Here is a 22656-nt window from a genome sequence, read left to right on the forward strand (position 1 = left end):
GACAAGCACAAGTGGTAGCCCGTAGGGGAATCGAACCCCTCTTTCCAGGTTGAAAACCTGGCGTCCTAACCGATAGACGAACGGGCCACGCTGGCTTGTGGAGGGCCTTTTACGGTTTACCTTCCCCCCCCGCAAGACGAAAAACGCAAGGCTGTGAAACTTTTTTGGCCGTTCCTGAGCGGCGTTGAAACGGTTGTCAGACAGCTTCTGCCGCGTCTTCCAGCCGCAGCTGCACGCTCTGTCGTCCGCCCCAGGTATTCACCTCAAGCCGACCCGCGAAATGGAACCGCGCACCGCCGTGATTAGACAGGCGATCCCCCAACGGGCCGTCGAACGCGCCAAAGGCGATGGCATCCAGTCCGCCAGACATTCCATCCGAAAGTGACAGCTTCAAATGTGTTTCGCCCACGCGTTTAGCAAAGCGCACTTGCAGATCAGGCAGCGCATAGCGCGGGGCAGGGGCACCGGCCCCGAAAGGACCCGCTTTCTCTACCTGTTCGATCAGATCGACTGTCGCGGCCCCGGGCATCAGCGCCCCGTCCAGTTTCAAGTCGGCGGGACCGCCTTGGCCTGCACCCTGCTTGGCCAGAAGCTCGGACAGGCGCGACATTGCAGGCTCCAACTGATCACGCATCACCGTGAGACCGGCCGCCATCTTGTGGCCACCACCCTTGACCAGCAGCCCTTCGGCAGCCAGTCGCTGGATCGACGCGCCCAGATCAACGCCCGAGATCGATCTGCCTGAACCTTTGCCCTCATCCCCGTCGAACCCGATCACGATAGCGGGCCGGTTTGCCGACTCTTTCAGCCGCGAAGCAACGATACCTACCACCCCGGGATGCCAACCGTCGCCTGCGGCCCAGACCAGCGGCGCATCCAACCCACGGTCCTCGGCTTGCGCCAAAGCCGCCGCGCGGACCGCGTTTTCGATCTCGCGCCGTTCCGAATTCAGGGCATCCAGCCGCTCGGATAAGGCTTCGGCCTCAGTGATCGAGTCCGTGCTCAGCAGCCGCGCGCCAAGATCAGCCTGACCAATGCGACCGCCAGCATTGACGCGCGGCCCCAGCAGAAACCCCAGATGATAGCTGTTGGGCGCGGTATCCATGCGCGCCACGTCTGACAACGCGACCAAGCCGGGCCTTTGCCTTTGGGTCATCACTTTCAGGCCCTGTCGAACCAGCGCCCGGTTGGCGTCGATCAACGGCGCAACGTCCGCCACCGTGGCCAGCGCCACCAGATCGAGCATTGCCATCAGATCCGGCCCCTTGGCCCCGGCCTCACGCAACTGACGACCCGCCTCGACCAGCATCAGGAACACCACCGCAGCAGCGCAGAGATAGCCCAGATCGCCGCTTTCGTCCTGTCGGTTCGGGTTCACCACGGCGACGCAATCCGGCAGGGTTTCTGCACCCAAATGGTGATCCAAAACGATCACATCCGCACCCTTCGCCGCCGCGATAGGTTCGTGGCTCAGCGTTCCGCAATCCACGCAGATGATCAGGTCATGGCTAGCCGCAAGTTCCTGCATTGCAGGCACATTTGGCCCATAGCCTTCATCAATCCGGTCGGGCACATAAAGCGTCGCGTCAAGCCCCATCTGGCGCAGCCACACCAACAACAACGCAGCCGAACTGCCCCCGTCCACATCATAGTCAGCAAACACTGCGATCTTTTGGCGCTTGCGCACAGCCTGTAGAAACCGGGCCGCAGCGACGTCCATATCTTTCATCGATCGCGGGTCGGGCAGCAGTTCCTTCAACTTGGGTTCCAGGAAACCGGCGGCCTCCATCACCGGTACACCGCGCCGTGCCAAAACCTGACAGACGGCGCGAGGCAGATCTGTCTGCTGCGCCATCATTTCTGCTGACCGCTCGACCTCAATCCCCGGTCCGATCCAGCGTCGCCCCGTCAGAGATTGCTCTACGCCCAGAAATGCCACATCTCACCTCATGCACTAAGGCCGGACCCCTGCGGATCCGGCCTCTTGGTCTTTTATGAATACTCTTGCTGAAGGCGCTGGCGCAAGCCGCTATGCTTCGTTGTGTGGCCACATCGGCGTGCGGTAGGACATCCGCCGCACCGAGCCCGTTTTTGATCGCATGAGCAGCGTCGTTGTTTCAACCCAACCCGGTTCCCGCTTGATGCGCGGCAGCAGTGAACCTCCGGTGACCCCAGTAGCAGCAAAGATTACATCCGCCGTTACCATCTCGTCGCGCGCATAAACACGGTCCAGATCTGTGATGCCCGCCTTGGCCGCCCGGCCACGTTCGTCGTCATTACGGAACAACAGGCGGCCAAAGATCTGACCGCCCATGCATTTCAGCGCGGCTGCGGCAAGCACACCCTCGGGCGCGCCACCTTGACCCATATACATGTCGATGCCGGTCACTTCGCTTTCGGCGCAATGCATCACACCTGCGACGTCGCCATCTGTGATCAGGCGGATCGACGCACCGGTATCGCGGACTTCAGCAATCATCGCTTCGTGGCGAGGACGCTCCAATATGCATACGGTAATATCCGCAGGCTCGCAGCCTTTGGCCTTGGCCAGCGCTTCAACTCGCTCGCGCGGGCTCATGTCCAAGCTTACGACACCTTCGGGAAAGCCCGGACCAATGGCCAGTTTGTCCATGTATACGTCCGGAGCGTGTAGCATTGAGCCGCGCGGGCCCATGGCAATGACGGTCAGCGCGTTGGGCATATCCTTGGCGGTCAGGGTTGTGCCTTCAAGCGGGTCCAGCGCAATGTCTACGCCTGGGCCGTTACCAGTGCCAACCTCTTCGCCGATATAGAGCATTGGCGCTTCATCACGCTCGCCCTCACCAATGACAACGACACCCTCAATGTCCAGAAGGTTCAGTTGTTCACGCATAGCGTTGACGGCAGCCTGATCGGCAGCTTTCTCATCACCCCGGCCAACCAGAGAGGCGGACGCCAGCGCGGCCTGTTCTGCCACCCGTGCAAGGCCCAGAGACAGCAGGCGGTCGTTGAAATCGATCTTGGCAGCGTTCATCTTCGCATATCCTTTGGTCAGCTAAGGCGTTTTATCCGGCATAGCCTGCGCGCAGCATAGGCCGCAAGGGGTCAGACTTGTTCGATACGCAGGGCGACGGGTTCTCCGGCCACCACATCGGTGGCGCGCAGGCCATCCAGTGCATGGTCCAGCGTCGCCCGCGTGGTTTTGTGGGTCACGATCAGCACGGGCGCTGTGCTTTCTGTGTGCCCATACTGCCGCATCCGGTCGATCGAGACGCCAGCATCGCCCAGAATCGCCGCGACCTTTGCCAGAGCGCCGGGTTTGTCCAGAAGACCGAGCCGCAGATAGTAGGGTGCAGGTAAGCCAGTAACGGCGGAGGCTGCGTCTTGCAGGGTCGTCGCGGGGCGGCCAAATGTCGGTATATGCAAGCCTCGCGCCAGATCGCAAACGTCGCCCATCACCGCGCTTGCAGTGGGACCTTCACCGGCACCGGGGCCGCGCAGAACGATTTGTTCAACTGCGTCCCCATCCAGCACAACCATGTTTGTTCCGCCTTCCAACTGACCTAGCGGAGAATTGCTCGGCACTAGACAGGGTTGCATCCGCTGTTCCAGTCCGCGCGCCGTTCGCTGTGCTACACCCAACAGCTTGATGCGATACCCCATGTCGTGGGCCTGATGGATGTCATCGAGGCTAATATGCTGAATGCCCTCGATCTCGATCCCATCGAAATTCGGCTTGGTGCCAAAGGCAATCGAAGACAGCAGCGCCAGTTTGTGCGCCGCGTCGATGCCGCCAACATCCAGATTGGGATCAGCTTCAAGATAGCCAAGCTGCGCGCATTCCTCGAACAGGGCGTTATAGCCCAACTCCTGCGATTGCATCCGGGTCAGAATATAGTTGCAGGTACCGTTCATGACGCCCATGACACGCGTGATCTCGTTACCCGCCAGTCCTTCGGTCAGAGATTTGATTACCGGGATACCACCCGCGACAGCCGCTTCGAAGCGAATTACACGCCCTGCGGCCTCAGCCAATTCCGCCAATTCCTGCCCGTGAATCGCCAGCAGCGCCTTGTTTGCGGTGACGACATCCTTGCCACTGTTCAGCGCCGCCTCGACCGAAGCTTTCGCGGGGCCGTTCTCGCCGCCCATCAGTTCGACAAAAACATCGATGTCTTCGCGTTTGGCCAATGCAACGGGATCGGTTTCCCATGCATAATCCGAGAGGTTTACGCCACGGTCCTTGCTGGCATCACGGGCCGAAACTGCGGTGATCTCAATGCGACGCCCGGTGCGGGCGTGCAACAAATCGGCATGACGACGCACAATTTTGACCACACCCACGCCAACGGTTCCCAATCCGGCAATTCCAAGCCTCAGCGCCTGTGTCATTCCCTTGGGTCCTTTCTGCTCGCAATACCGCCCGCGATGGCGAAGTGTCCTTTGCGGGCTGCCTTAGCGGGTTCGAGGCAGGGGTGCAATCCGTCTAATCTTTTGGAGCTAGTGGCGTGGCCGAAATCCTAGTTAATCTCGGCATTCTGCAGCGCTTCGGCTTTTTCCGCCAACGCTTCGCTGCGTGCTGTCAGGTCTTCTTCTACCTCTTCCGCTTCGCTGATTGGATCGGTCGGAGGGCCGAGGGCGGGATCTAAAGCAATAAGCTTGGGGTAGGGTGCCTTGCGCAATGCGGCGGTTTCGCTGCCTTCCAACTCAGGGATATTTGCGCAGCCGGCGGTGGCCAGCACAAAGAGAATGGGCAGCAAAAGCTTCATCGCAGTCCTTCGGGTCGCAGCGTGTATCCCGTGATGCACGTTTTGTCGGAATGGTTCAAGCGGGGTTCTATCTGAACGTCTGTTCAGATACGATCGAAGCATGGCGCGTACACAAGGTTCTCATTCCGATATAACCGGCCCCCGCATTCGCGAGGCCGCACTGGGGCTGTTTGCCCGTCATGGCTATGCTGCGGTTTCAATGAGGCAGATCGCAGGCGAGGTGGGGGTGCAGGCTGGGGCACTCTATAATTACACGCCCGACAAGCAGAGCCTGCTGTTTCGGCTGATGCGCGATCACATGCAGGATCTGATGGCCGCCTATGACGATCTCGACCGGTTTGATGATCCACAAGATGCTTTGCGTCAGTTTGTCGGGTTCCACATCCGTTTTCACCTGCAGCGTCCCGACGAGGTGTTCATCGCTTATATGGAGCTGCGCAATCTGAACCCCGAAAATTTTGCCGAAATCGAGGCCCTGCGCCGCCGTTACGAGGACTCGTTAGAGCATATTCTGCGTAACGGGCAGCAATCGGGTCAATTTTCGGTCACCGATACCAAGATCGCCACATTAGCGGTGATTGCCATGCTGAATGGTGTGATCACTTGGTATCGCAGCGGTGGCCGCCTGTCGCTGGATGAGGTCGAGCAGGTGTATTGGGACATGGTCCGCAAAGCAGTCACCGCCTGAATCGTGCCTAGTGCGCTGGCCGGATGAACGTGCCGTTTCGCAATTCCCGAAACGCTTGCTGCAATTCTGCCTGCGTATTCATCACGATCGGGCCATGCCACGCCACGGGTTCATCGATCGGAGCGCCCGAGATCAAAAGAAACCGCACACCCTCGGGCCCGGCCTGAACCGTGATTTCGTCTCCGGTCCCGAACCGAACCAACGTCCTGTCTCCTGACATGTCGCGGATGTTGACCTCTTGCCCGGCGACCTCTTTCTCTAGAAGAATTCCAGTTGGCCGAGACGCATCCGCAAAGGCAGCGCTGCCTTCAAAGATATAGGCGAAGGCCCGGCGGTATGTGTCGATCGGAATGGTTTTTTTCACCCCTGCCGGTATGCTGATATCCAGGTATTGCGGATCGGCAGCGATACCGTCCACTGGGCCCGTACGTCCCCAGAATGTACCGACAATCACACGGACCTTTGTCCCATCATCATCGATGATTTCTGGAATATCAGTGCTTTGAACGTCCTGATAGCGCGGGGCGGCCATTTTCTGATCTGATGGCAGATTGCCCCACAGCTGGAACCCATGCATCTGACCGCTGGCCGACCCATTGGGCATTTCCTGATGTAGGATACCCGACCCGGCGGTCATCCACTGGACATCTCCGGCACCCAGCGTGCCGCTATTGCCCAGCGAGTCGCTGTGTTCGACTGTGCCGGACAGGACATAAGTGATCGTTTCGATGCCCCGATGCGGATGCCACGGAAAACCGGCCATATAGTCCAATGGGTTGTCATTCCGGAAATCATCGAACAGCAGAAACGGGTCCAGTTCCGACGGGTCCTGAAACCCAAACGCCCGGTGCAATTTGACGCCCGCGCCTTCCATTGTCGGGACCGCCTTGCGGAATTCCAAAGTTGGTCTGAGTGACATAAACGCCTCCTGATCCTTTGACCGGAACTTATGCGTCGGCCTCAGGCAGTCAATTTGCGCAGGAACACTGAAGCTGTGCGAAGATGCTCAGACAGGTGACGCGGTGCTGTCCTTTGCGTATCAAAGCGGTTAAAGCGGGCGGACAATCAGGAGAACAATATGCAAGAAGAAGTGCTGGCTACGGTCGCGGCCTCGGCACCGCGGCGCTGGACTGGGGTAGGGATGCTGGTCACGGTCGGGGCGTTGGTCATTTACGTCGCGTTGGCATCGCCGCCTGAGTTAGGCTGGCAGGTCTTCTTACTGGTTTCCGGGGCAGCCGCGTTCTGGTTAGCCCGTCGCATGTGGTACGCGACCGAAGACAGGATCGAGCTGACCCAATCCCAATTGCGCACAGGCTCGGGGCAGGTGATCTGCAATATCGAGGATGTCGAAGGCGTAGACCGGGGCGTGTTCGCATTTAAGCCATCAAATGGCTTCTTGGTAACCACTCATGCACGAAGCTCAAACCAGTGGGCGCCCGGTCTTTGGTGGCGTGTCGGACGAAGGATTGGCATAGGCGGCATGACAGCCGCCGCCGAGACCAAATACATGTCGGAAATGCTGTCGGCGATGCTTGCTGAAAAGAGTTAGACACCCAAGCAAGCAGGGTCGGTATTGACGATCTGGTCGAAAACACGAGGGTGTGTGAAGACCAGATTATCCATTTCAAAGTCAGCAAATTTGAATGCCATCTGGAATGGCGCTTTGTATGTATTGTTGGTTTCGACCAGTATCATTGAGCCGTTATCAGGCATTACCGGAAGCCGTTGTTTGATTTTCACGATCTCTGCGTCGGTCCATTTCTGATATCCAGTGCCCCGCACGCAGGACCATAGAACATCGTGGAGATCGTTATCACCATCATAGGTCAGATAGGTCACACGCATCGAGACCGGTGCCCTGGTATCAACCATGTTTTCCAGAAGGTCGTACATAGTGTTGATATACGCGGCGTTAACATCTTCAGCTTCGCGTGAGAGCACATCCGCAACTGCGTAGGCTCCTTTGATGTTGATCGCGCTTTGGCGATAGCTGTCATAATAGGTGTAAGACGCAAACATTGACCAGAACAGCAGCGGCAATATCAGCATTGCCTCGACCGATAAGGCGCCGTCTTCTCGTTTGAGAAAGCGGTTCAGCAGTGCATTGGGAAGGTTGCGATTTTCTTTGTTAATTCGAGGCATCGGCCACATCCACTGTTGTGTCAGATGAATCGTCAGGATCAGCTGATGAACCACCAAATGGTTCATGAACAAATACGGTCGTCGCCTGCAATTCCCATTGGCCGTCGTTGTCCTGCTTCGCAATGCCGCTCAGCATCGAAAGCCCAAAAACAGGTGAAACCTCAAGACAGGCGCGGATAATCATAAGCTCATTTGAAGTCCCTTGTTCAAAAACAACTTCGTCCGGCTTACGAATTGTCTCCGGAGTGTCGACGCAATAGGGGGTTGGATCCAACTGATTGCCGACCCGCGGATCAATAGACTTCATCTCGAGCGCAAGGTTTTCCGAGCAATTGGTTATCAGCGCTTCGTCACAGATCATTTTCTTCAGCAGCGCGTGATCCCATTCATCTTCCCCGTCAGGAAGGCGATTAAGCCGGACTTCCCGAATTGTCATATCCAGAGATCGTTCAAGATCGGCATGGTGGAAGGACTGCAATCCCAGATCCATGCCTGAATAAGCGACATACAGGAAGAATGGAAACCAGAAGATAAACTCGATAGACGAGTTTCCATCCTCATTCTTTCGAAATCTCCGAAGCCGATTCCGCAGTGTCTTTGTCATTGGGTCAGCCTCAGGTTTTGAATGGAGGTGCTGATTGAATCGAAGACGCGTTCAATCTGATTGCCGGTCGCTTCATAGTAACGGGCAGGTTTGATCGCGCAGTCTTTCAGCATCTGCTTAACACCGTAGGGTGCCTCAAAAGCGATCGAGAAGATGATGACATTATCTTCTTCAGCTTCTTCGCAGAGATCTACAACATTTGGATTTTTGGTCGAAGGACCAATTTCGGTCGTGGAGTCAGCTGCAAATTCTTCGCCGCGATCCCAGCCATAAGCGTGACGCAACATATTCCGAATTGCGTATTTTTCAGTATGCGCCCAGACATCGGGCCATTCCAGTTCTACCGGATCGGAATCTGTTGAAAGCCCTTCGGAGTCCTCGCGTGTTTGCGATCGATCCATCGAATAGCAGGTGCCGTTGTAGTAATCCGTACAGCGGTAGCGCATATAAGTCCCATTGCCATGGGCATGATCTTGGTATTTGTCGCGGGTCCAGCGCCTGTACGAACTGTCCCGTACAGTTGTGGCGACATTAGGCCAAGCCCAGCGGTCATACTCTTCATCGTAGATAGAATAAGTTTCGGCATCTTCATTCCAATAGATGTCCGAGGGGCCGTCATTATAAGGCGGATTCACTTTGTGCTGATAAGTGTTTTCACCATCCGTCATCAGCACCAGAACCTTGAGGGTGTCCGTGGTCTTGTTAGGGGCTGGCCGAATTGCGAACGAGTCCGGAATTTCTGAACTGTCCGCAATCTGAGCGATCAGCGGTTGGATACTATCGTCAAGCAAAGTTAGACCCCACTTGAGGCCCACATCGATCGAAGTCCAGCCGCTTGCCACAAGATTCTGGATCTGACCTTTCAGAATGTCAGGATCATTCTGGATTACCGTCATCTCTCGCCGATCTGTGGTGGTTTCAAGACGGCACGTATTGCTGGTTACCAACGTGTCGTTGAACCTTTTGTCGCTGGAGCCATTATCCTTGAAATGAAGAGTTTGCGGGACATAATCCCCTTTTGTGATGATGTTTCCTTCGTCGTCCACGATGTCGTAATAGTTGAAATCGGTCGTTGTGTAGTCCGAAGCCTGGAAATCGATGCAATTGGCCCTTTCGTTAGCCCCGATCGTGTTCAAAGCATTCATAAGATAGTCAGGCACCGACACCTGTTCCGAGTAGGGCACGATTGAGATCGACAATCTACCATCCTCAGATTTCAGGATCATCTCATCGATAAAGTCCTCAGCGGCACTTTTGAGGTTGGTCAGCTTTGTCCCGCGCATCGAACCCGAGACGTCCAGAACCAATGAAATTTCGACGTTACCAATCGATTCTTCGGCGATGCTGGTGGCGGTTGTATCAATGTAATCGACGCCACTCCATTTCATGAAGTGTGTCTCAATGCTCATGTCGGCGCTGGCTTCGACTTTCCGTTTTCCTTCAAGTTCTGCAACCTGAGTCACGGTTCCGTCGTCGTTTGTCGTGCATGTCTCGGGCTCGACCTTGATATTTTTGATGATATTCGTATCGAAACCTTCTTTGCGAATGTAATCATTCACCACGACCCGTGGGCAAAGCTCTTGGTCCAGGTCAGCTGCGGCAAGGACCGCGCGGTCCAGGGCGTATTGTAGCCTTACCCTTTCGCGATCATACCTCATGACGTCGACCGCGAACCCGGCCACGGTGAAGACAATCATGATCAGGAAAAGCGCAAGGATCGTCATCGTGCCTTCTGTCGAAGAAACAAAGTGCCGCAAGTGCCGCGAACAACTGTTTTCGCGGCAGAGACGGTTGAATTGGGCCTTCAAATCAAACTTGCGCATAATTGGTTCCTCGGTCGATCAGACACACTGATGCCAGCACTTCGCAACTTTAATAATTTACCCACGGATCGTGGCGAGATTTGGGCGCAGTGGACACTATGCTGCTCGTTTTTAACGAGATTCAGCTTTATTCCCGGTGTTATTGGTGGTTTTGTTTCGCGCCTTTGGACAATCGCGCGGCTTTCGTTAACGCCCGACTCACCAATGGAGCTGAAAAGTAAAGTTCACAAACTGATGAAAATACGTGCAGTTACTGATTGCGGTATTTGGCAAGCAGTGCGACAAAAAGTCATGACGTATCTCGTCTACCGGCACGGAGGATTTTATGACCGGCATTAAAGAACCCAGCTTTCGTGAGAGTGTTGATTTGATGTTCAACAGAGCGGCGTCTCTGATGGATTTGCCGCCCGGGCTAGAAGAGAAGATACGGGTTTGTAATGCCACCTACACCGTTCGGTTCGGGGTTCGTCTGCGGGGGCAGATCCACACCTTTACCGGATATCGTTCGGTTCATTCGGAACATATGGAGCCGGTAAAGGGTGGCATTCGCTATGCCTTGGCGGTGAACCAGGATGAGGTCGAAGCGCTCGCTGCGCTCATGACTTACAAGTGTGCACTGGTCGAAGCGCCCTTTGGTGGCTCGAAAGGGGGCCTTTGCATTGATCCTCGCCAGTATGAAGAACATGAGATGGAACAGATCACGCGTCGTTTTGCCTATGAGCTGGCAAAGCGCGATCTGATCAACCCATCTCAGAACGTCCCTGCGCCCGATATGGGAACCGGCGAGCGCGAAATGGCGTGGATGGCTGACCAATATGCGCGGATGAATACGACCGATATCAACGCGCGAGCCTGTGTGACAGGTAAACCGCTGAACGCGGGGGGCATCGCGGGCAGGGTCGAAGCAACCGGGCGCGGCATCCAATACGCGTTGCGCGAATTCTTCCGAAACCCGGAAGACGTCAAGAAGGCGAACTTGTCAGGCACGCTGGACGGAAAGCGCGTCGTCGTGCAGGGATTGGGTAACGTGGGCTATCACGCAGCCAAGTTCCTCAGCGAGGAAGACGGGTCGCGTGTGGTCGGCATCATCGAATGGGATGGCGCACTGTACAATCCCGACGGCATTGACGTAGAAGCCGTGCGGCAGTGGATCGTCAAGCATGGCGGCGTGAAAGACTATCCTGACGCCACGCATTCCGCCGAGGGTGGCGCTGTGCTTGAGGCAGAGTGTGACATCCTGATCCCGGCGGCGCTGGAGGGGGTAATAAACCTATCCAACGCCGAACGTATTAAGGCACCACTGATCATCGAGGCCGCCAACGGGCCTGTCACGGCGGGTGCTGATGAGATCATGCGCAAGAAAGGCACGGTGATCATTCCTGACATGTATGCAAACGCGGGTGGTGTGACCGTGTCCTATTTTGAATGGGTCAAAAACCTCAGCCACATCCGTTTTGGCCGGATGCAGCGGCGTCAGGAAGAAGCTCGGCATGAGTTGATCGTCAGCGAACTGGAACGGTTGGATCGGTATCTGGGTGACGCTTGGTCGATGTCTCCGGATTTCAAGGCCAAGTACCTAAAGGGCGCTGGCGAGTTGGAGCTGGTGCGTTCTGGTCTCGATGACACGATGCGCATTGCCTATCAGTCGATGAGCGAAGTCTGGCATGATCGCGCAGATGTCGACGATCTGCGCACGGCGGCCTATATCGTTGCGATCGACCGCGTCTCAAAAAGCTATCGCGCCAAGGGCCTCTGAGCGCACAGACAACAGAAGATTCTTGAGTGGCCAACCATCGGGTTGGCCATTTTTCATTTAGGTCGAAGTCGTCAGAGTGTGTGGATTGGTCGCCCAGCGACAAGTTTTCGTCGAAAACAGGAGTGGAACCGGATTCCGGCGTTGTTACTGCTGGGTGAAGTTGGTTTGATGCCGACACACCTGTAGGGAGTTCTGAATGCGTTTCTCCGGCTTACGTGTCCTGAAAGAGGGCCTGACCGGCAACAAAGGCTGGACGCCGCACTGGCGCGAGCCTGAACCGAAATCCGAATATGACATCGTCATTATCGGCGGCGGAGGTCATGGGTTGAGCACGGCCTATTATCTGGCCAAGGAACATGGTCTGACCAATATCGCTGTTCTGGAAAAGGGCTATATCGGTGGGGGCAATGTCGGGCGCAACACCACCATTGTGCGCGCGAACTACTTTTTGCAGGGCAATTCCGAGTTCTACTCGCACTCATTGAAGCTGTGGGAAGGTCTTGAGCAAGATCTGAACTACAATGTCATGCATTCGCAACGCGGGATCATCAACCTGTTCCATTCGGACGGGCAGCGTGATGCCGCTGCGCGCCGGGGCAACATGATGATCAGTCAGGGTGACGATGCTATCCTGCTCAATCGCGATGAATTGAGGCGGATGGTGCCCTATCTGAATTTCGATGACCTTAGGTTCCCTCTGTATGGCGGTCTCTACCACCCGCGCGGAGGTACAGCGCGACACGATGCAGTGGCCTGGGGCTATGCGCGCGGAGCGGACCAGCGCGGCGTGGATCTGATCCAGAACTGCGAAGTGACTGGTATTGATATCGAGAATGGCGTGGTGCGCGGTGTTCAGACCTCGCGTGGGCCGATCCGGGCCAAGAAGGTGGCGATGGTTGCTGCCGGGCGTTCAGGTCAGGTGGCGGCGATGGCTGGAATGAGGCTGCCGATTGAAAGCCATGTCTTGCAGGCCTTCGTGACCGAAGGTCTGAAGCCCTGCATCGATCATGTGGTGACGTTTGGCATGGGGCATTTCTATATCAGCCAGTCAGATAAGGGCGGTCTGGTCTTTGGCGGTGATCTGGATTTTTACGCCTCCTATGCGGCGCGAGGTAACTTGCCCACCGTCGAAAGCGTGATGGAGGCCGGGATGGCGCTGATGCCGATGATCGGCAAGGCGCGGGTGCTGCGATCCTGGGGCGGGATCATGGATATGTCGCCCGATGGCTCTCCGATCATAGACCGGACGGATATCGACGGGCTCTATCTGAATTCCGGCTGGAACTATGGCGGGTTCAAGGCGGTTCCGGGTTCGGGGAATGTGTTTGCGCATCTGATTGCGACGGATCGGTATCACGAGAATGCCACCGGCTTCCGACTGGATCGTTTCCGCACCGGGCGCGGGATTATCGATGAAGAGGGCAAGGGCTCTCAGCACAATCTGCATTGAGGGGCGCGATGTTGGATTTGGGTATTATTGAAAAGATCAAGAAGGGCGCGCGGCTATGAGGATCACCTGTCCATATTGCGGCGAGCGGGATCGGCGCGAATTCTACTATCGCGGGGCGGCAGTGGATCTGGACCGACCGGCCCCGGATGCCGGTGAGGCGGCTTGGGATGATTTTGTCTACCAACGGGAAAACCCGGCAGGGCCGACACGAGAGCTTTGGTATCACGAAGGCGGGTGCGGTGCATGGATCGTGGTCACACGAAACACGGTCACGCATGAGATGATCGACGCGCAGCCGGCATCGGAGGAGCGGGCATGAGGATCGATGGAAAGGGTCTTATCGATCGTACGCAGTCGATTCCGTTTGTTTTCGATGGTGCCAGCTATAGCGGCTATGCGGGCGACACCCTGACTTCAGCGCTTTTGGCGAATGGCGTGCGACTGATGGGGCGTTCGTTCAAGTACCACCGGCCTAGGGGTGTGCTGAGCGCAGGCAGCGAAGAGCCGAATGCGCTGATGACCTTGGGGGCAGGCGCAGGTCAAGAACCAAATATTCGCGCCACGATGCAAGAGATCTATCCGGGACTTGAAGCGCGCAGCCAGAATCGCTGGCCCAGCCTGAGTTTCGATTTGATGGGGATCAACGATCTGGCTTCGCCGTTTTTGGGCGCGGGTTTTTACTACAAAACCTTCATGTGGCCAAAAAGCTTTTGGGAAAAGCTATACGAGCCGATCATTCGGCGTGCCGCCGGGTTGGGCGCGCTGTCGGGCGAAGACAATGCCGACAAGTACGAAAGCGCTTATGCCTTTTGCGATCTGCTGATTATCGGGGCAGGGCCTGCGGGGCTGATGGCCGCACTGGTCGCTGGTCGTGCCGGCGCGGACGTCATTCTGGCCGACGAAAACAGTCGCGTGGGTGGGCGTCTGCTGGCCGAGACCTATGAGGTCGACGGAAAACCGGGTCCCGTTTGGGTTGACGAAATGCTGGCCGAATTAGCCGCGATGGACAATGTCCGCATCATGACCCGGACCACTATCGCAGGTGCCTATGACCAAGGTACCTTTGCGGCGTTGGAACGCGTTTTTCACCATACGGATCACCGCCCCAACGGGGCGCCGTTGGAAACCTATTGGCGGATCGTGGCCAAGCGGTCAGTTCTGGCGGCAGGCGCGCTGGAGCGCCCGGTCGCATTCCGCAACAATGATCGCCCGGGGATCATGACCGCTGGCGCGGTGCGGGCGTATCTAAACCGATGGGGTGTCAGCCCGGGCCGCAATGTGACGATCTTCGGAAATACTGACGATATCCATCGCACTGCTCGTGATTTGTTGGATGCTGGTGTCCATGTGGCGGCTGTGATCGATAGCCGCCATGACGCGCCCTTGTCTGACGACTACGAGGTTCTACGCGGGGCGCAAGTTTGTAACAGTTCGGGCCGTAAGGGGCTGGAGGCGATTACAGTGCGCCGCGCCAGTGGAGAAGAACGGATACACACGGATTGCCTTGCCATGACAGGGGGCTGGAATCCTTCGGTTCATCTAACGTGTCACATGAATAGCCGCCCGATCTGGAAGCGTGAGATCGAGGCCTTTGTGCCAACGCCGGGGGCCGTGCCGGGCATGGTGACAGCGGGTGCGTGCAACGGATCTTTCTCAATTACAGCCTGCCTTCGTGAAGGGATTGAGGCAGCCAAAGGCGTGCTCGGCGATCTTGGCTACAAGGCCTCGAAGACTGTGCCACCGCAGGCCGAGGATACGCCATACGAGATCACGCAGCTTTGGGCCGTTCCCGGCAAAGGGCGCGCGTGGCTGGATTTCCAGAACGATGTTACAGTAAAAGACGTCAAACAGGCCGCGACTGAGAACTTCCGGTCAGTCGAGCACATGAAGCGCTATACGACGCAAGGTATGGCGACGGATCAGGGCAAGAATTCGAACGTGGCGGCGTTGGCCATTCTAGCGGACGTCACCGGGCGCGCGATACCCGAAACCGGAACCACGACGTTCCGCCCTCCGTATTCTCCTATCGCCATTGCCGCGCTGGGCGCTGGGGCTGAAGGCAAGGGTTTCAAACCGCAACGCTTTATCACTTCGCACAAAGCGACCGTAGCGCGGAAAGCTCCGTTGGTTGAGGCCGGGCTGTGGTATCGCCCCAGCTATTTCCCAAAGGATGAAGAAACCACGTGGCGGCAATCCTGTGACCGTGAGGTCAATATGGTGCGTCAGGCCGTCGGGGTGTGCGATGTCTCGACGCTTGGCAAGATTGACATACAGGGGCCGGATGCGGGGGCGTTTCTGGACTTCGTTTATTCGAACATGTTCTCGACCCTCAAAGTTGGCCGAACGCGATATGGCCTGATGTTGCGTGAGGATGGATTCGTCATGGATGATGGCACCACCGCGCGGCTGGGAGAGACGCATTACCTGATGACCACCACCACAGCAGGTGCTGGCGATGTAATGAAGCATCTGGAGTTCGTTCATCAGGGACTGCGCCCTGATCTGGATGTCTCGTGCATCTCGGTCACTGAACAGTGGGCACAGTTTGCCGTGGCCGGACCAAAATCGCGTGAATTGTTGAACGATCTGCTGGACACACCTCTTGATGAAGAAAGCTGGCCCTTCATGGCTTGCGGATCGATCTCGGTGCTGGGTGTGCAGGGGCGTTTGTTCCGGATCTCGTTCTCGGGCGAGCATGCATATGAAATCGCTGTGCCTGCGCGCTATGGCGCGACCCTGTTCGATATTTTGACCGAGCGGGCTGAGACACTGGGCGGTGGTCTTTATGGGATGGAAGCGCTGAACGTTCTTCGCATCGAAAAGGGCTTTATTACGCATTCCGAGATCCACGGACGGACAACTGCCTATGATATCGGCATGGGTCGGATGGTGTCGCAGAAGAAGGATTGCATCGGCAAAACCATGTCGCAACGTCCAGGGCTTGAAGAGCCGGGGCGCGAGCGGTTGGTCGGGCTCAAACCCATTGGCGAAAGCAAGGAATTGCTGGCGGGTGCGCATCTTTACCGGGAAGAGGCCGAGCCGGTGCGCATCAATGATCAGGGCTATCTGACCTCCGTGTGTTATTCCCCGACGCTGGAAACGATGTTGGGCTTGGGCTTCCTGGCGGACGGGCCTGAGAGGTATGGAGAAATCGTGAAAATGGTCGATCATCTGCGCGGCGTGACAACCCTGTGTGAAGTGGTGAACCCGGTTTTCTTTGACCCCGAAGGAGGGCGCGTCCGTGGATAATCTGACCGCCAAAACACCCTGCGACGGGTTGCTGCCTTTGACCTTCGGCTCTGTAACGCTCAGCGAAGAGGATGCGGGCGCGATCCATTCGATCTCACCTTTCAAGGGTAAGCAAAAGGCGCTATCCGAAGCTTTGAAAGCAGCGCACGGGATGGCCTATCCATCGGCCAATCGCGCAACGGGTAAGGCTGGCGCGCGGGCGATCTGGTTCGGCCCGGCGCATGCGATGCTGATCGGGCCGTCTCCTGATGCGACCCTGACCAAGAATGCGGCCATTGTGGACCAATCAGATGCCTGGGCTGTGGTCCGGTTAGAGGGTGCTGATGTCGAAGACGTACTGGCGCGCGTAGTGCCTATTGATCTGCGTAAGGCGAACTTCAAGCGCGGCCACTCCGCCCGGACCCTGCTGTGCCACATGACCGCTTCGATCACGCGCGTTGGGGAGAACACGTTTCAGATCATGGTCTTCCGATCCATGGCTGAGACACTGGTTCACGATTTGAAAAGGGCGATGGAAGGCATCGCCGCGCGCGGGTAAGCTGCGCTGAAAGAAACGAATCTTCGGAGATCCCCATGTTGCGTATCGCTATCGTTGCGGCCGTGCTGGCCACGCCAGTGGTTGCACAGGAAACCAAGGAACAGAGCTGCAAGTATCAGGCCGACGTTGTTGCAGCGATACAGAAAGCACGACTTGACCGGGTCAAGGAACGCGATGTGGCGCAGGCGGTGGCCGACAGTGGTCCTACCTGGCCCGAGAACTACAATGCCGCTGTTCCGCTGATCACGCCTTGGGTATATGAGCAGAAGATGCGCGACGTGCGTAAGAAGGATCTCGGAGCTGCGTGGCTGGAGTTGTGTTTACAACAATAATCCACAGTCAGATCATTTCTCTGTGGACAACCGCGCGCCATCCCCTTGGCGCGCGTTTTCATTTCTGGCAGGTTTGACCCATGTCTTTGCCCCCCGGATTTCTGGATGAACTGCGAACGCGCCTCAGCCTGTCTCAGGTTGTTGGGCGTAAGGTCATGTGGGACCAGCGCAAATCCAATCAGGGCAAGGGGGATATGTGGGCGCCTTGTCCCTTTCATCACGAAAAGACCGCCTCGTTCCACGTCGATGACCAAAAGGGATTCTATTATTGCTTTGGCTGCCACGCCAAAGGGGACGCGATCAGTTTTGTGAAAGAGACCGAGAATGTCTCTTTCATAGAAGCCGTGGAAATTCTGGCGCGCGAGGCCGGGATGCCGATGCCCGCGCGTGATCCCAAGGCGCAGGAAAAGCATGACCGCCGTTCACAGCTGGCCGAGGTGATGGAACAGGCTGTGCAGTTCTTTCGTTTGCAACTCAAGACTGGGGCAGGGGCGGCGGCACGTGATTATTTGACACGTCGCGGTCTTGACGCGAAGGCGCTGGACCGTTGGGAAATCGGTTTCGCACCCGAGGGCTGGCAGGCTCTGTGGGATCATCTAACCGGTAAGAATGTCTCCGAGGACCTGATCCTTGGGGCCGGGCTGGCCAAGCCGTCGAACAAAGGTAAGAAACCCTATGATACGTTCCGCAACCGCATCATGTACCCGATCCGCGACCCGCGCGGGCGGTGCATTGCGTTTGGTGGCCGGGCGATGGATCCCAATGACAACGCCAAATACCTGAACTCGCCCGAGACCGATCTGTTCGACAAAGGCCGCAGCCTCTACAACCATGGCCCCGCACGACAGGCGGCAGGCAAGGGGCAGCCTTTGGTTGTGGCCGAGGGCTATATGGACGTGATCGCTTTGGCTGAGGCCGGGTTTGGCGCGTCGGTTGCGCCATTGGGGACTGCGATTACCGAGCATCAGTTGCAACTACTTTGGCGCATCTCTGACGAGCCGATCATCGCTTTGGATGGCGATACGGCAGGGCTGCGTGCGGCGATGCGAGCGGTCGATTTGGCACTGCCGTTGCTGGAAGCGGGCAAATCCTTGCGTTTTGCCTTGATGCCCGAAGGCAAAGATCCCGACGATTTGCTGCGCGCCGAAGGTTCGGGGGCGGTGCAGGGTGTGCTGGATGCTGCAATCCCGATGGTCAAACTGCTCTGGCAACGCGAGACGGAAGGCAAGGTCTTTGACAGCCCCGAACGCAAAGCGGCGCTGGATAAATCCCTGCGAGAGAAGATCAAGCTGATCCGCGACCCCTCGATCCGATCGCACTACGGGCAGGAAATTAAGGACCTGCGCTGGCAATTGTTTCGCCCACAGCGACAATCGCAAAATCGCCCGTGGCAACCGCGCGGAAAATGGCAGCCGCAGGCACAGCCTGCCACGCCAGGCGCACGGGCGTCATTTCTGGCCTCGGCTGAGAATGCGGATATTCAACTGCGCGAAGCGGCAATTCTCGCGATTGCCATCCTGAATCCACAAGTTGTCGTGCAATTCGAAACTCAGCTGGAAGAAATGGTTTGCCACGACCCTGATCATGCGGCCTTGCGGGGAGCAATCCTGCGCCATGCCATCGACGATCCGGACAATCTGCAGGATCACATCATGCAAACTTTGGGACCGGAACCCCTTGAAAACCTGCTGGCCCTTCGCCATGTCGCAGTGATCCCCTGTGTGTACAAACCGGGCGACGTTGAAAAGGCCGAGATGACGCTGGCCGAGGAACTCGCAAAGATCAAAGCGCTCCAGGGGTTGGATGCTGAGATTGCCGAAGCGGCAGAGGAATTGTCTGATCTGGCCGATGAGGCGCTGACATATCGGCTGGCGCAAGCCGCCGAAGAGCGCAACCGTACAAGCCGCAGCCAGAACGAAGACAGGGCCGTTTTCGACATCGCCGACAATGGTGCGCGAATCAACCGCGATGAGAAAGACGCGTTTGAGGCCATCACGTCTGGCATCAAATTCGAACGGAAACATCGATGAAGTGGTGTTTTCGTAAGGCACTGGAAAAGAAAAACGGGTAAACGGGTGGCCGAATCACTTCTACGCGCTAATGATTCGGTTCAAACGAATCACCCATCCCTGCAGGAGCATTGAATGGCCGCCAAGGATACGAACGAAGACCGCAAATCCGACGAGCAGGAACAGGAAATCTCGCTGGACATGAGCCAGGCCCAGGTCAAGAAGATGATCGCCGAGGCTCGCGAGAAAGGTTACATCACCTACGACCAGCTCAATCAGGTTCTGCCGCCTGATCAGGTCAGCTCGGAACAGATCGAAGATGTTATGTCGATGCTGTCCGAGATGGGCATCAACATCATCGAAGATGAAGAAGCCGAAGAAGAAGAAAACAAAGGTTCGACCGAACTGGTCACCACCGAAGGCCCGCGCGAGGTTGCGCTGGCTGGTGCCGCAACCGAAAAGCTGGATCGCACCGATGACCCCGTACGCATGTATCTGCGCGAGATGGGTTCAGTCGAACTGCTGAGCCGCGAGGGCGAGATTGCTATCGCCAAGCGGATCGAAGCCGGTCGGAACACCATGATCGCTGGTCTGTGCGAAAGCCCGCTGACCTTCCAAGCGATCACCATCTGGCATGACGAACTTTTGTCCGAAGACATTCTGCTGCGGGACGTCATCGATCTGGAAACCACTTTCGGCAACCAGATGGATGAAGACGGCGAGGTTGAAGAGCCGGTTGTCGATACCTCATCGGTGCAGGCGGCCAAGCCTGCCAAGGATGAGGGGCCGGAGCTTGACGCTGACGGCAACCCGATTGCCAATGATGATGACGATGATGACGACGATCAGGCCAACATGTCCCTGGCCGCGATGGAAGCAGCGCTGAAGGATCAGGTTCTTACCACGCTGGAACGCATCTCGACCGACTTCGCTATGCTGTCCGAAATGCAGGACAGCCGGATTTCTGCGACGCTGAATGAGGATGGCACTTTCAGCGCGAAGGACGAAGAAACCTATCAGAAGCTGCGCGCTGAGATTGTTGAACTGGTGAATGGTCTTCACCTGCACAACAACCGGATCGAAGCTCTGATCGACCAGCTTTATGGCATCAATCGCCGGATTATGTCACTGGACAGCTCGATGGTGAAGCTGGCTGACCAGGCTCGCATCAACCGTCGCGAGTTCATTGATGCTTATCGTGGGCGCGAGCTGGATCCGAACTGGTTGGCTGAAATGGCTGAAAAGCCGGGTCGGGGTTGGCAGATGTTCATCGAACGCTCGACCGAGAAGGTCGAGGAACTGCGCAACGACATGGCCCAAGTCGGTCAGTATGTCGGTCTGGATATCCCTGAATTCCGCCGCATCGTGCAACAGGTTCAAAAGGGTGAGAAAGAGGCGCGGCAAGCCAAGAAAGAAATGGTCGAGGCCAACCTGCGTCTGGTGATCTCGATTGCCAAAAAGTACACGAACCGCGGCCTGCAATTCCTTGATCTTATTCAGGAAGGTAACATCGGCCTGATGAAGGCGGTGGACAAGTTCGAATACCGCCGCGGCTACAAGTTCTCGACCTATGCGACCTGGTGGATCCGTCAGGCGATCACGCGTTCGATCGCGGATCAGGCCCGCACGATTCGTATTCCGGTTCACATGATCGAAACGATCAACAAGCTGGTCCGGACAGGTCGTCAGATGCTGCATGAGATCGGCCGCGAGCCGACGCCCGAAGAATTGGCCGAAAAGCTGCAGATGCCGCTTGAGAAGGTTCGCAAGGTGATGAAAATCGCCAAGGAACCGATCAGCCTCGAAACGCCCATTGGCGACGAGGAAGACAGCCAGTTGGGCGATTTCATCGAGGACAAGAACGCCGTGCTGCCACTGGACAGCGCCATTCAGGAAAACCTCAAGGAAACCACCACACGGGTTCTGGCCTCGCTCACGCCGCGTGAGGAACGGGTACTGCGGATGCGTTTCGGCATCGGCATGAACACTGACCACACGCTGGAGGAGGTGGGCCAGCAGTTCAGCGTGACCCGCGAACGTATCCGTCAGATTGAGGCGAAAGCCCTGCGGAAACTGAAACACCCCAGTCGGTCACGAAAATTGCGATCCTTCCTGGATCAGTAAGTCAAAGGCGCCCCGGGGCGCCTTTTTCTTTGGCCCGCTCACAATGGCCGATCTTCAATTCAATTTGGCGAGATATCACAAGGTTTCCGGCGGTGTCATCTTTATATCGCCGCTGTCCACTCATGGGCAGGCCGGGGCGAGGCTATGGGGCTGATGACCCCCGGCTACTTTTCAGATTCATGAAAGTGGATGCGAGACCCGTTTGCGGAACGCAGTCGGGGCCTGACCTGTCCAGCGTTTGAAGGCAGTGGAAAACGCGGCCTGATCGGAATAGCCCAATGAGTACGAGATTTCAGATAGATGCATGCCGTTCTTGATGAAGGTCTGCGCCAGATCACATCGCAAATCTTCGACAACTTCACGATATGAGGTGCCTTCGTCTGCCAAACGGCGGGCCAGCGTGCGGGGGCTGAGGCCGAGCTGTGAGGCGGCGTCTTCCACCTGAACAATGCCCCCCGGCATCGCACCTGTGATCAGTCCTTCGATCTGTGACCGGGTTTTCTGTTTTGGGGATTGTCTTTCGGCCAGCAAACGTTCGCCATATTCAACCAGATGCGCGCGCAGGCTTGGATCGTAGGTTGGGATCGGTGTTTCCAGCGAGGGCAGCGACAGGATGATTTCCAGACGCTCGGCCCCGAAGGTCACCGGGAAACCTCCAATCTTCTGGTATGTGGCTTCATGTTGCCCTACCGTGTGTTGAAACCGCATCTCAATCGGATTCAGATTGAGTTGAGTCAACGCCCGCATCCGGGCGACCGCGCCAAACAGGAGAAACTCGGTCCGCCGATGATAGCGGGAAAAGCTCGGGTCTTTCCAATCGGCCTCAAGCGAGGCGGCGTTACCTGAAACGCGCAGACTGAAGGCCAGGGCAGGGTCGATGATGCCATGAAACCGCGCCGTATTCTCGATCACCTGCTTCAGATCACGAGAGTATTTGCTGATATAGGCCGTGATACTGGAAGAAGAACTGTATTCCAGACCTGCGCGCGCACCAAAGCTGATATCGCCAAGTGCATCGCAGGCGTGCCGGACAAACAGCGCTTCTTTGTGGGCGCTGTACCTTTTGGCAGGCGGTTCAATATCGCTGCGGGTCAATGCGCAGTCACTCAGGACCTGTTCCACCACGGTCGCGCTTGCGTGATCCTCAAGGGTCCGTGTCAGCAATTGAATGCGTGAAATGTCGACGTCCATCA

20 protein-coding genes and 1 tRNA gene are annotated in these 22656 nt (G+C 56.9%); 11 read left to right on the plus strand and 10 right to left on the minus strand.

Annotation, left to right across the window (positions count from 1 at the left end; genetic code table 11):
- Positions 1-12 precede the first annotated feature (12 nt).
- From ACR0L9_RS04770 to ACR0L9_RS04790, 5 genes are all read right to left on the minus strand, one after another.
- Positions 13-87, minus strand: a tRNA-Glu gene (locus ACR0L9_RS04770).
- A gap of 109 nt (positions 88-196) precedes the next feature.
- Positions 197-1939, minus strand: a complete 1743-nt coding sequence (recJ, locus tag ACR0L9_RS04775; RefSeq protein WP_170817961.1) for a single-stranded-DNA-specific exonuclease RecJ — start codon at positions 1937-1939, stop codon at positions 197-199.
- Between the two features lie 90 nt (positions 1940-2029).
- Positions 2030-3013: a class II fructose-bisphosphatase gene (gene glpX / locus ACR0L9_RS04780; RefSeq protein WP_170422349.1), complete on the minus strand. Its 984-nt coding sequence runs from the start codon at positions 3011-3013 to the stop codon at positions 2030-2032.
- A 71-nt stretch (positions 3014-3084) separates the two neighbouring features.
- Complete coding sequence (locus ACR0L9_RS04785; RefSeq protein WP_170403375.1) at positions 3085-4371, minus strand: homoserine dehydrogenase; 1287 nt, start codon at positions 4369-4371, stop codon at positions 3085-3087.
- Positions 4372-4499: 128 nt separating this feature from the next.
- Entirely contained in the window at positions 4500-4748 is a 249-nt protein-coding gene (locus ACR0L9_RS04790) for a hypothetical protein (protein ID WP_170396262.1), read from the minus strand.
- A gap of 100 nt (positions 4749-4848) precedes the next feature.
- On the opposite strand from ACR0L9_RS04790, the gene ACR0L9_RS04795 reads away from it, so the two are divergent.
- The gene (locus tag ACR0L9_RS04795) at positions 4849-5436 is read left to right on the plus strand and encodes a TetR/AcrR family transcriptional regulator (RefSeq protein ID WP_480895025.1); all 588 of its coding nucleotides are present in this window, start codon (positions 4849-4851) and stop codon (positions 5434-5436) included.
- Between the two features lie 7 nt (positions 5437-5443).
- Here ACR0L9_RS04795 and ACR0L9_RS04800 read toward each other — a convergent pair whose 3' ends face one another.
- Positions 5444-6355, minus strand: coding sequence for a pirin family protein (locus ACR0L9_RS04800; RefSeq protein WP_480895027.1), 912 nt, complete (start codon positions 6353-6355; stop codon positions 5444-5446).
- Positions 6356-6514: 159 nt separating this feature from the next.
- Here ACR0L9_RS04800 and ACR0L9_RS04805 point away from each other — a divergent pair, with 159 nt between their 5' ends.
- The gene (locus ACR0L9_RS04805) at positions 6515-6985 is read left to right on the plus strand and encodes a hypothetical protein (RefSeq protein WP_170396268.1); all 471 of its coding nucleotides are present in this window, start codon (positions 6515-6517) and stop codon (positions 6983-6985) included.
- Here ACR0L9_RS04805 and ACR0L9_RS04810 read toward each other — a convergent pair.
- The 3 genes from ACR0L9_RS04810 to ACR0L9_RS04820 are packed head-to-tail and all read right to left on the minus strand — an operon-like array spanning position 6982 to position 9906.
- The gene (locus ACR0L9_RS04810) at positions 6982-7578 is read right to left on the minus strand and encodes a TadE/TadG family type IV pilus assembly protein (RefSeq protein ID WP_480895029.1); all 597 of its coding nucleotides are present in this window, start codon (positions 7576-7578) and stop codon (positions 6982-6984) included. The genes ACR0L9_RS04805 and ACR0L9_RS04810 overlap by 4 nt on opposite strands.
- Positions 7565-8182, minus strand: coding sequence for a hypothetical protein (locus ACR0L9_RS04815; RefSeq protein ID WP_170512803.1), 618 nt, complete (start codon positions 8180-8182; stop codon positions 7565-7567). Before ACR0L9_RS04815 ends, ACR0L9_RS04810 begins: the two co-directional genes overlap by 14 nt.
- Positions 8179-9906 (minus strand): Tad domain-containing protein, encoded by a 1728-nt coding sequence (locus tag ACR0L9_RS04820; protein ID WP_480895030.1) that lies wholly within the window; start codon positions 9904-9906, stop codon positions 8179-8181. Before ACR0L9_RS04820 ends, ACR0L9_RS04815 begins: the two co-directional genes overlap by 4 nt.
- A 129-nt stretch (positions 9907-10035) precedes the next feature.
- Between ACR0L9_RS04820 and ACR0L9_RS04825 the strand changes: the two genes are divergently transcribed.
- The 9 genes from ACR0L9_RS04825 (at position 10036) to rpoD (ending at position 21463) form a co-directional block, all read left to right on the plus strand.
- Entirely contained in the window at positions 10036-10344 is a 309-nt protein-coding gene (locus ACR0L9_RS04825; RefSeq protein WP_170396276.1) for a hypothetical protein, read from the plus strand.
- The gene (locus tag ACR0L9_RS04830) at positions 10331-11761 is read left to right on the plus strand and encodes a Glu/Leu/Phe/Val family dehydrogenase (RefSeq protein ID WP_170396277.1); all 1431 of its coding nucleotides are present in this window, start codon (positions 10331-10333) and stop codon (positions 11759-11761) included. The genes ACR0L9_RS04825 and ACR0L9_RS04830 overlap by 14 nt, the downstream gene beginning before the upstream one ends.
- A 196-nt stretch (positions 11762-11957) precedes the next feature.
- Complete coding sequence (locus tag ACR0L9_RS04835; RefSeq protein ID WP_480895032.1) at positions 11958-13211, plus strand: sarcosine oxidase subunit beta family protein; 1254 nt, start codon at positions 11958-11960, stop codon at positions 13209-13211.
- Positions 13212-13266: 55 nt separating this feature from the next.
- Positions 13267-13530, plus strand: coding sequence for a sarcosine oxidase subunit delta (locus ACR0L9_RS04840; protein WP_170396281.1), 264 nt, complete (start codon positions 13267-13269; stop codon positions 13528-13530).
- A complete protein-coding gene (locus ACR0L9_RS04845; protein WP_480895034.1) occupies positions 13527-16460 on the plus strand; it encodes a sarcosine oxidase subunit alpha family protein in 2934 nt (977 codons plus the stop codon). Before ACR0L9_RS04840 ends, ACR0L9_RS04845 begins: the two co-directional genes overlap by 4 nt.
- Positions 16453-16998: a sarcosine oxidase subunit gamma gene (locus ACR0L9_RS04850; RefSeq protein ID WP_480895036.1), complete on the plus strand. Its 546-nt coding sequence runs from the start codon at positions 16453-16455 to the stop codon at positions 16996-16998. The genes ACR0L9_RS04845 and ACR0L9_RS04850 overlap by 8 nt, the downstream gene beginning before the upstream one ends.
- 35 nt (positions 16999-17033) lie before the next feature.
- On the plus strand, positions 17034-17330 hold the full coding sequence (locus ACR0L9_RS04855; RefSeq protein WP_170396287.1) for a hypothetical protein: 297 nt from the start codon (positions 17034-17036) through the stop codon (positions 17328-17330).
- A gap of 80 nt (positions 17331-17410) precedes the next feature.
- A complete protein-coding gene (dnaG, locus tag ACR0L9_RS04860) occupies positions 17411-19360 on the plus strand; it encodes a DNA primase (protein ID WP_480895038.1) in 1950 nt (649 codons plus the stop codon).
- Between the two features lie 114 nt (positions 19361-19474).
- On the plus strand, positions 19475-21463 hold the full coding sequence (rpoD, locus tag ACR0L9_RS04865; protein WP_170396291.1) for an RNA polymerase sigma factor RpoD: 1989 nt from the start codon (positions 19475-19477) through the stop codon (positions 21461-21463).
- A 177-nt stretch (positions 21464-21640) separates the two neighbouring features.
- On the opposite strand, the gene ACR0L9_RS04870 is transcribed toward rpoD, so the two are convergent.
- Entirely contained in the window at positions 21641-22654 is a 1014-nt protein-coding gene (locus ACR0L9_RS04870) for a helix-turn-helix domain-containing protein (RefSeq protein ID WP_480895040.1), read from the minus strand.
- Positions 22655-22656 lie beyond the last annotated feature (2 nt).

The organism is Ruegeria sp. I3, from assembly GCF_056532525.1.

Excerpts from the sequence above, each read along its gene's own strand:
- glpX (WP_170422349.1), bottom strand. The coding sequence starts at position 3,013 with ATGAACGCTGCCAAGATCGATTTCAACGACCGCCTGCTGTCTCTGGGC.
- ACR0L9_RS04785 (WP_170403375.1), bottom strand. The coding sequence starts at position 4,371 with ATGACACAGGCGCTGAGGCTTGGAATTGCCGGATTGGGAACCGTTGGC.
- ACR0L9_RS04790 (WP_170396262.1), bottom strand. The coding sequence starts at position 4,748 with ATGAAGCTTTTGCTGCCCATTCTCTTTGTGCTGGCCACCGCCGGCTGC.
- ACR0L9_RS04795 (WP_480895025.1), top strand. The coding sequence starts at position 4,849 with ATGGCGCGTACACAAGGTTCTCATTCCGATATAACCGGCCCCCGCATT.
- ACR0L9_RS04800 (WP_480895027.1), bottom strand. The coding sequence starts at position 6,355 with ATGTCACTCAGACCAACTTTGGAATTCCGCAAGGCGGTCCCGACAATG.
- ACR0L9_RS04805 (WP_170396268.1), top strand. The coding sequence starts at position 6,515 with ATGCAAGAAGAAGTGCTGGCTACGGTCGCGGCCTCGGCACCGCGGCGC.
- ACR0L9_RS04810 (WP_480895029.1), bottom strand. The coding sequence starts at position 7,578 with ATGCCTCGAATTAACAAAGAAAATCGCAACCTTCCCAATGCACTGCTG.
- ACR0L9_RS04815 (WP_170512803.1), bottom strand. The coding sequence starts at position 8,182 with ATGACAAAGACACTGCGGAATCGGCTTCGGAGATTTCGAAAGAATGAG.
- ACR0L9_RS04820 (WP_480895030.1), bottom strand. The coding sequence starts at position 9,906 with ATGACGATCCTTGCGCTTTTCCTGATCATGATTGTCTTCACCGTGGCC.
- ACR0L9_RS04825 (WP_170396276.1), top strand. The coding sequence starts at position 10,036 with ATGCCAGCACTTCGCAACTTTAATAATTTACCCACGGATCGTGGCGAG.
- ACR0L9_RS04830 (WP_170396277.1), top strand. The coding sequence starts at position 10,331 with ATGACCGGCATTAAAGAACCCAGCTTTCGTGAGAGTGTTGATTTGATG.
- ACR0L9_RS04835 (WP_480895032.1), top strand. The coding sequence starts at position 11,958 with ATGCGTTTCTCCGGCTTACGTGTCCTGAAAGAGGGCCTGACCGGCAAC.
- ACR0L9_RS04840 (WP_170396281.1), top strand. The coding sequence starts at position 13,267 with ATGAGGATCACCTGTCCATATTGCGGCGAGCGGGATCGGCGCGAATTC.
- ACR0L9_RS04845 (WP_480895034.1), top strand. The coding sequence starts at position 13,527 with ATGAGGATCGATGGAAAGGGTCTTATCGATCGTACGCAGTCGATTCCG.
- ACR0L9_RS04855 (WP_170396287.1), top strand. The coding sequence starts at position 17,034 with ATGTTGCGTATCGCTATCGTTGCGGCCGTGCTGGCCACGCCAGTGGTT.
- dnaG (WP_480895038.1), top strand. The coding sequence starts at position 17,411 with ATGTCTTTGCCCCCCGGATTTCTGGATGAACTGCGAACGCGCCTCAGC.
- rpoD (WP_170396291.1), top strand. The coding sequence starts at position 19,475 with ATGGCCGCCAAGGATACGAACGAAGACCGCAAATCCGACGAGCAGGAA.
- ACR0L9_RS04870 (WP_480895040.1), bottom strand. The coding sequence starts at position 22,654 with ATGGACGTCGACATTTCACGCATTCAATTGCTGACACGGACCCTTGAG.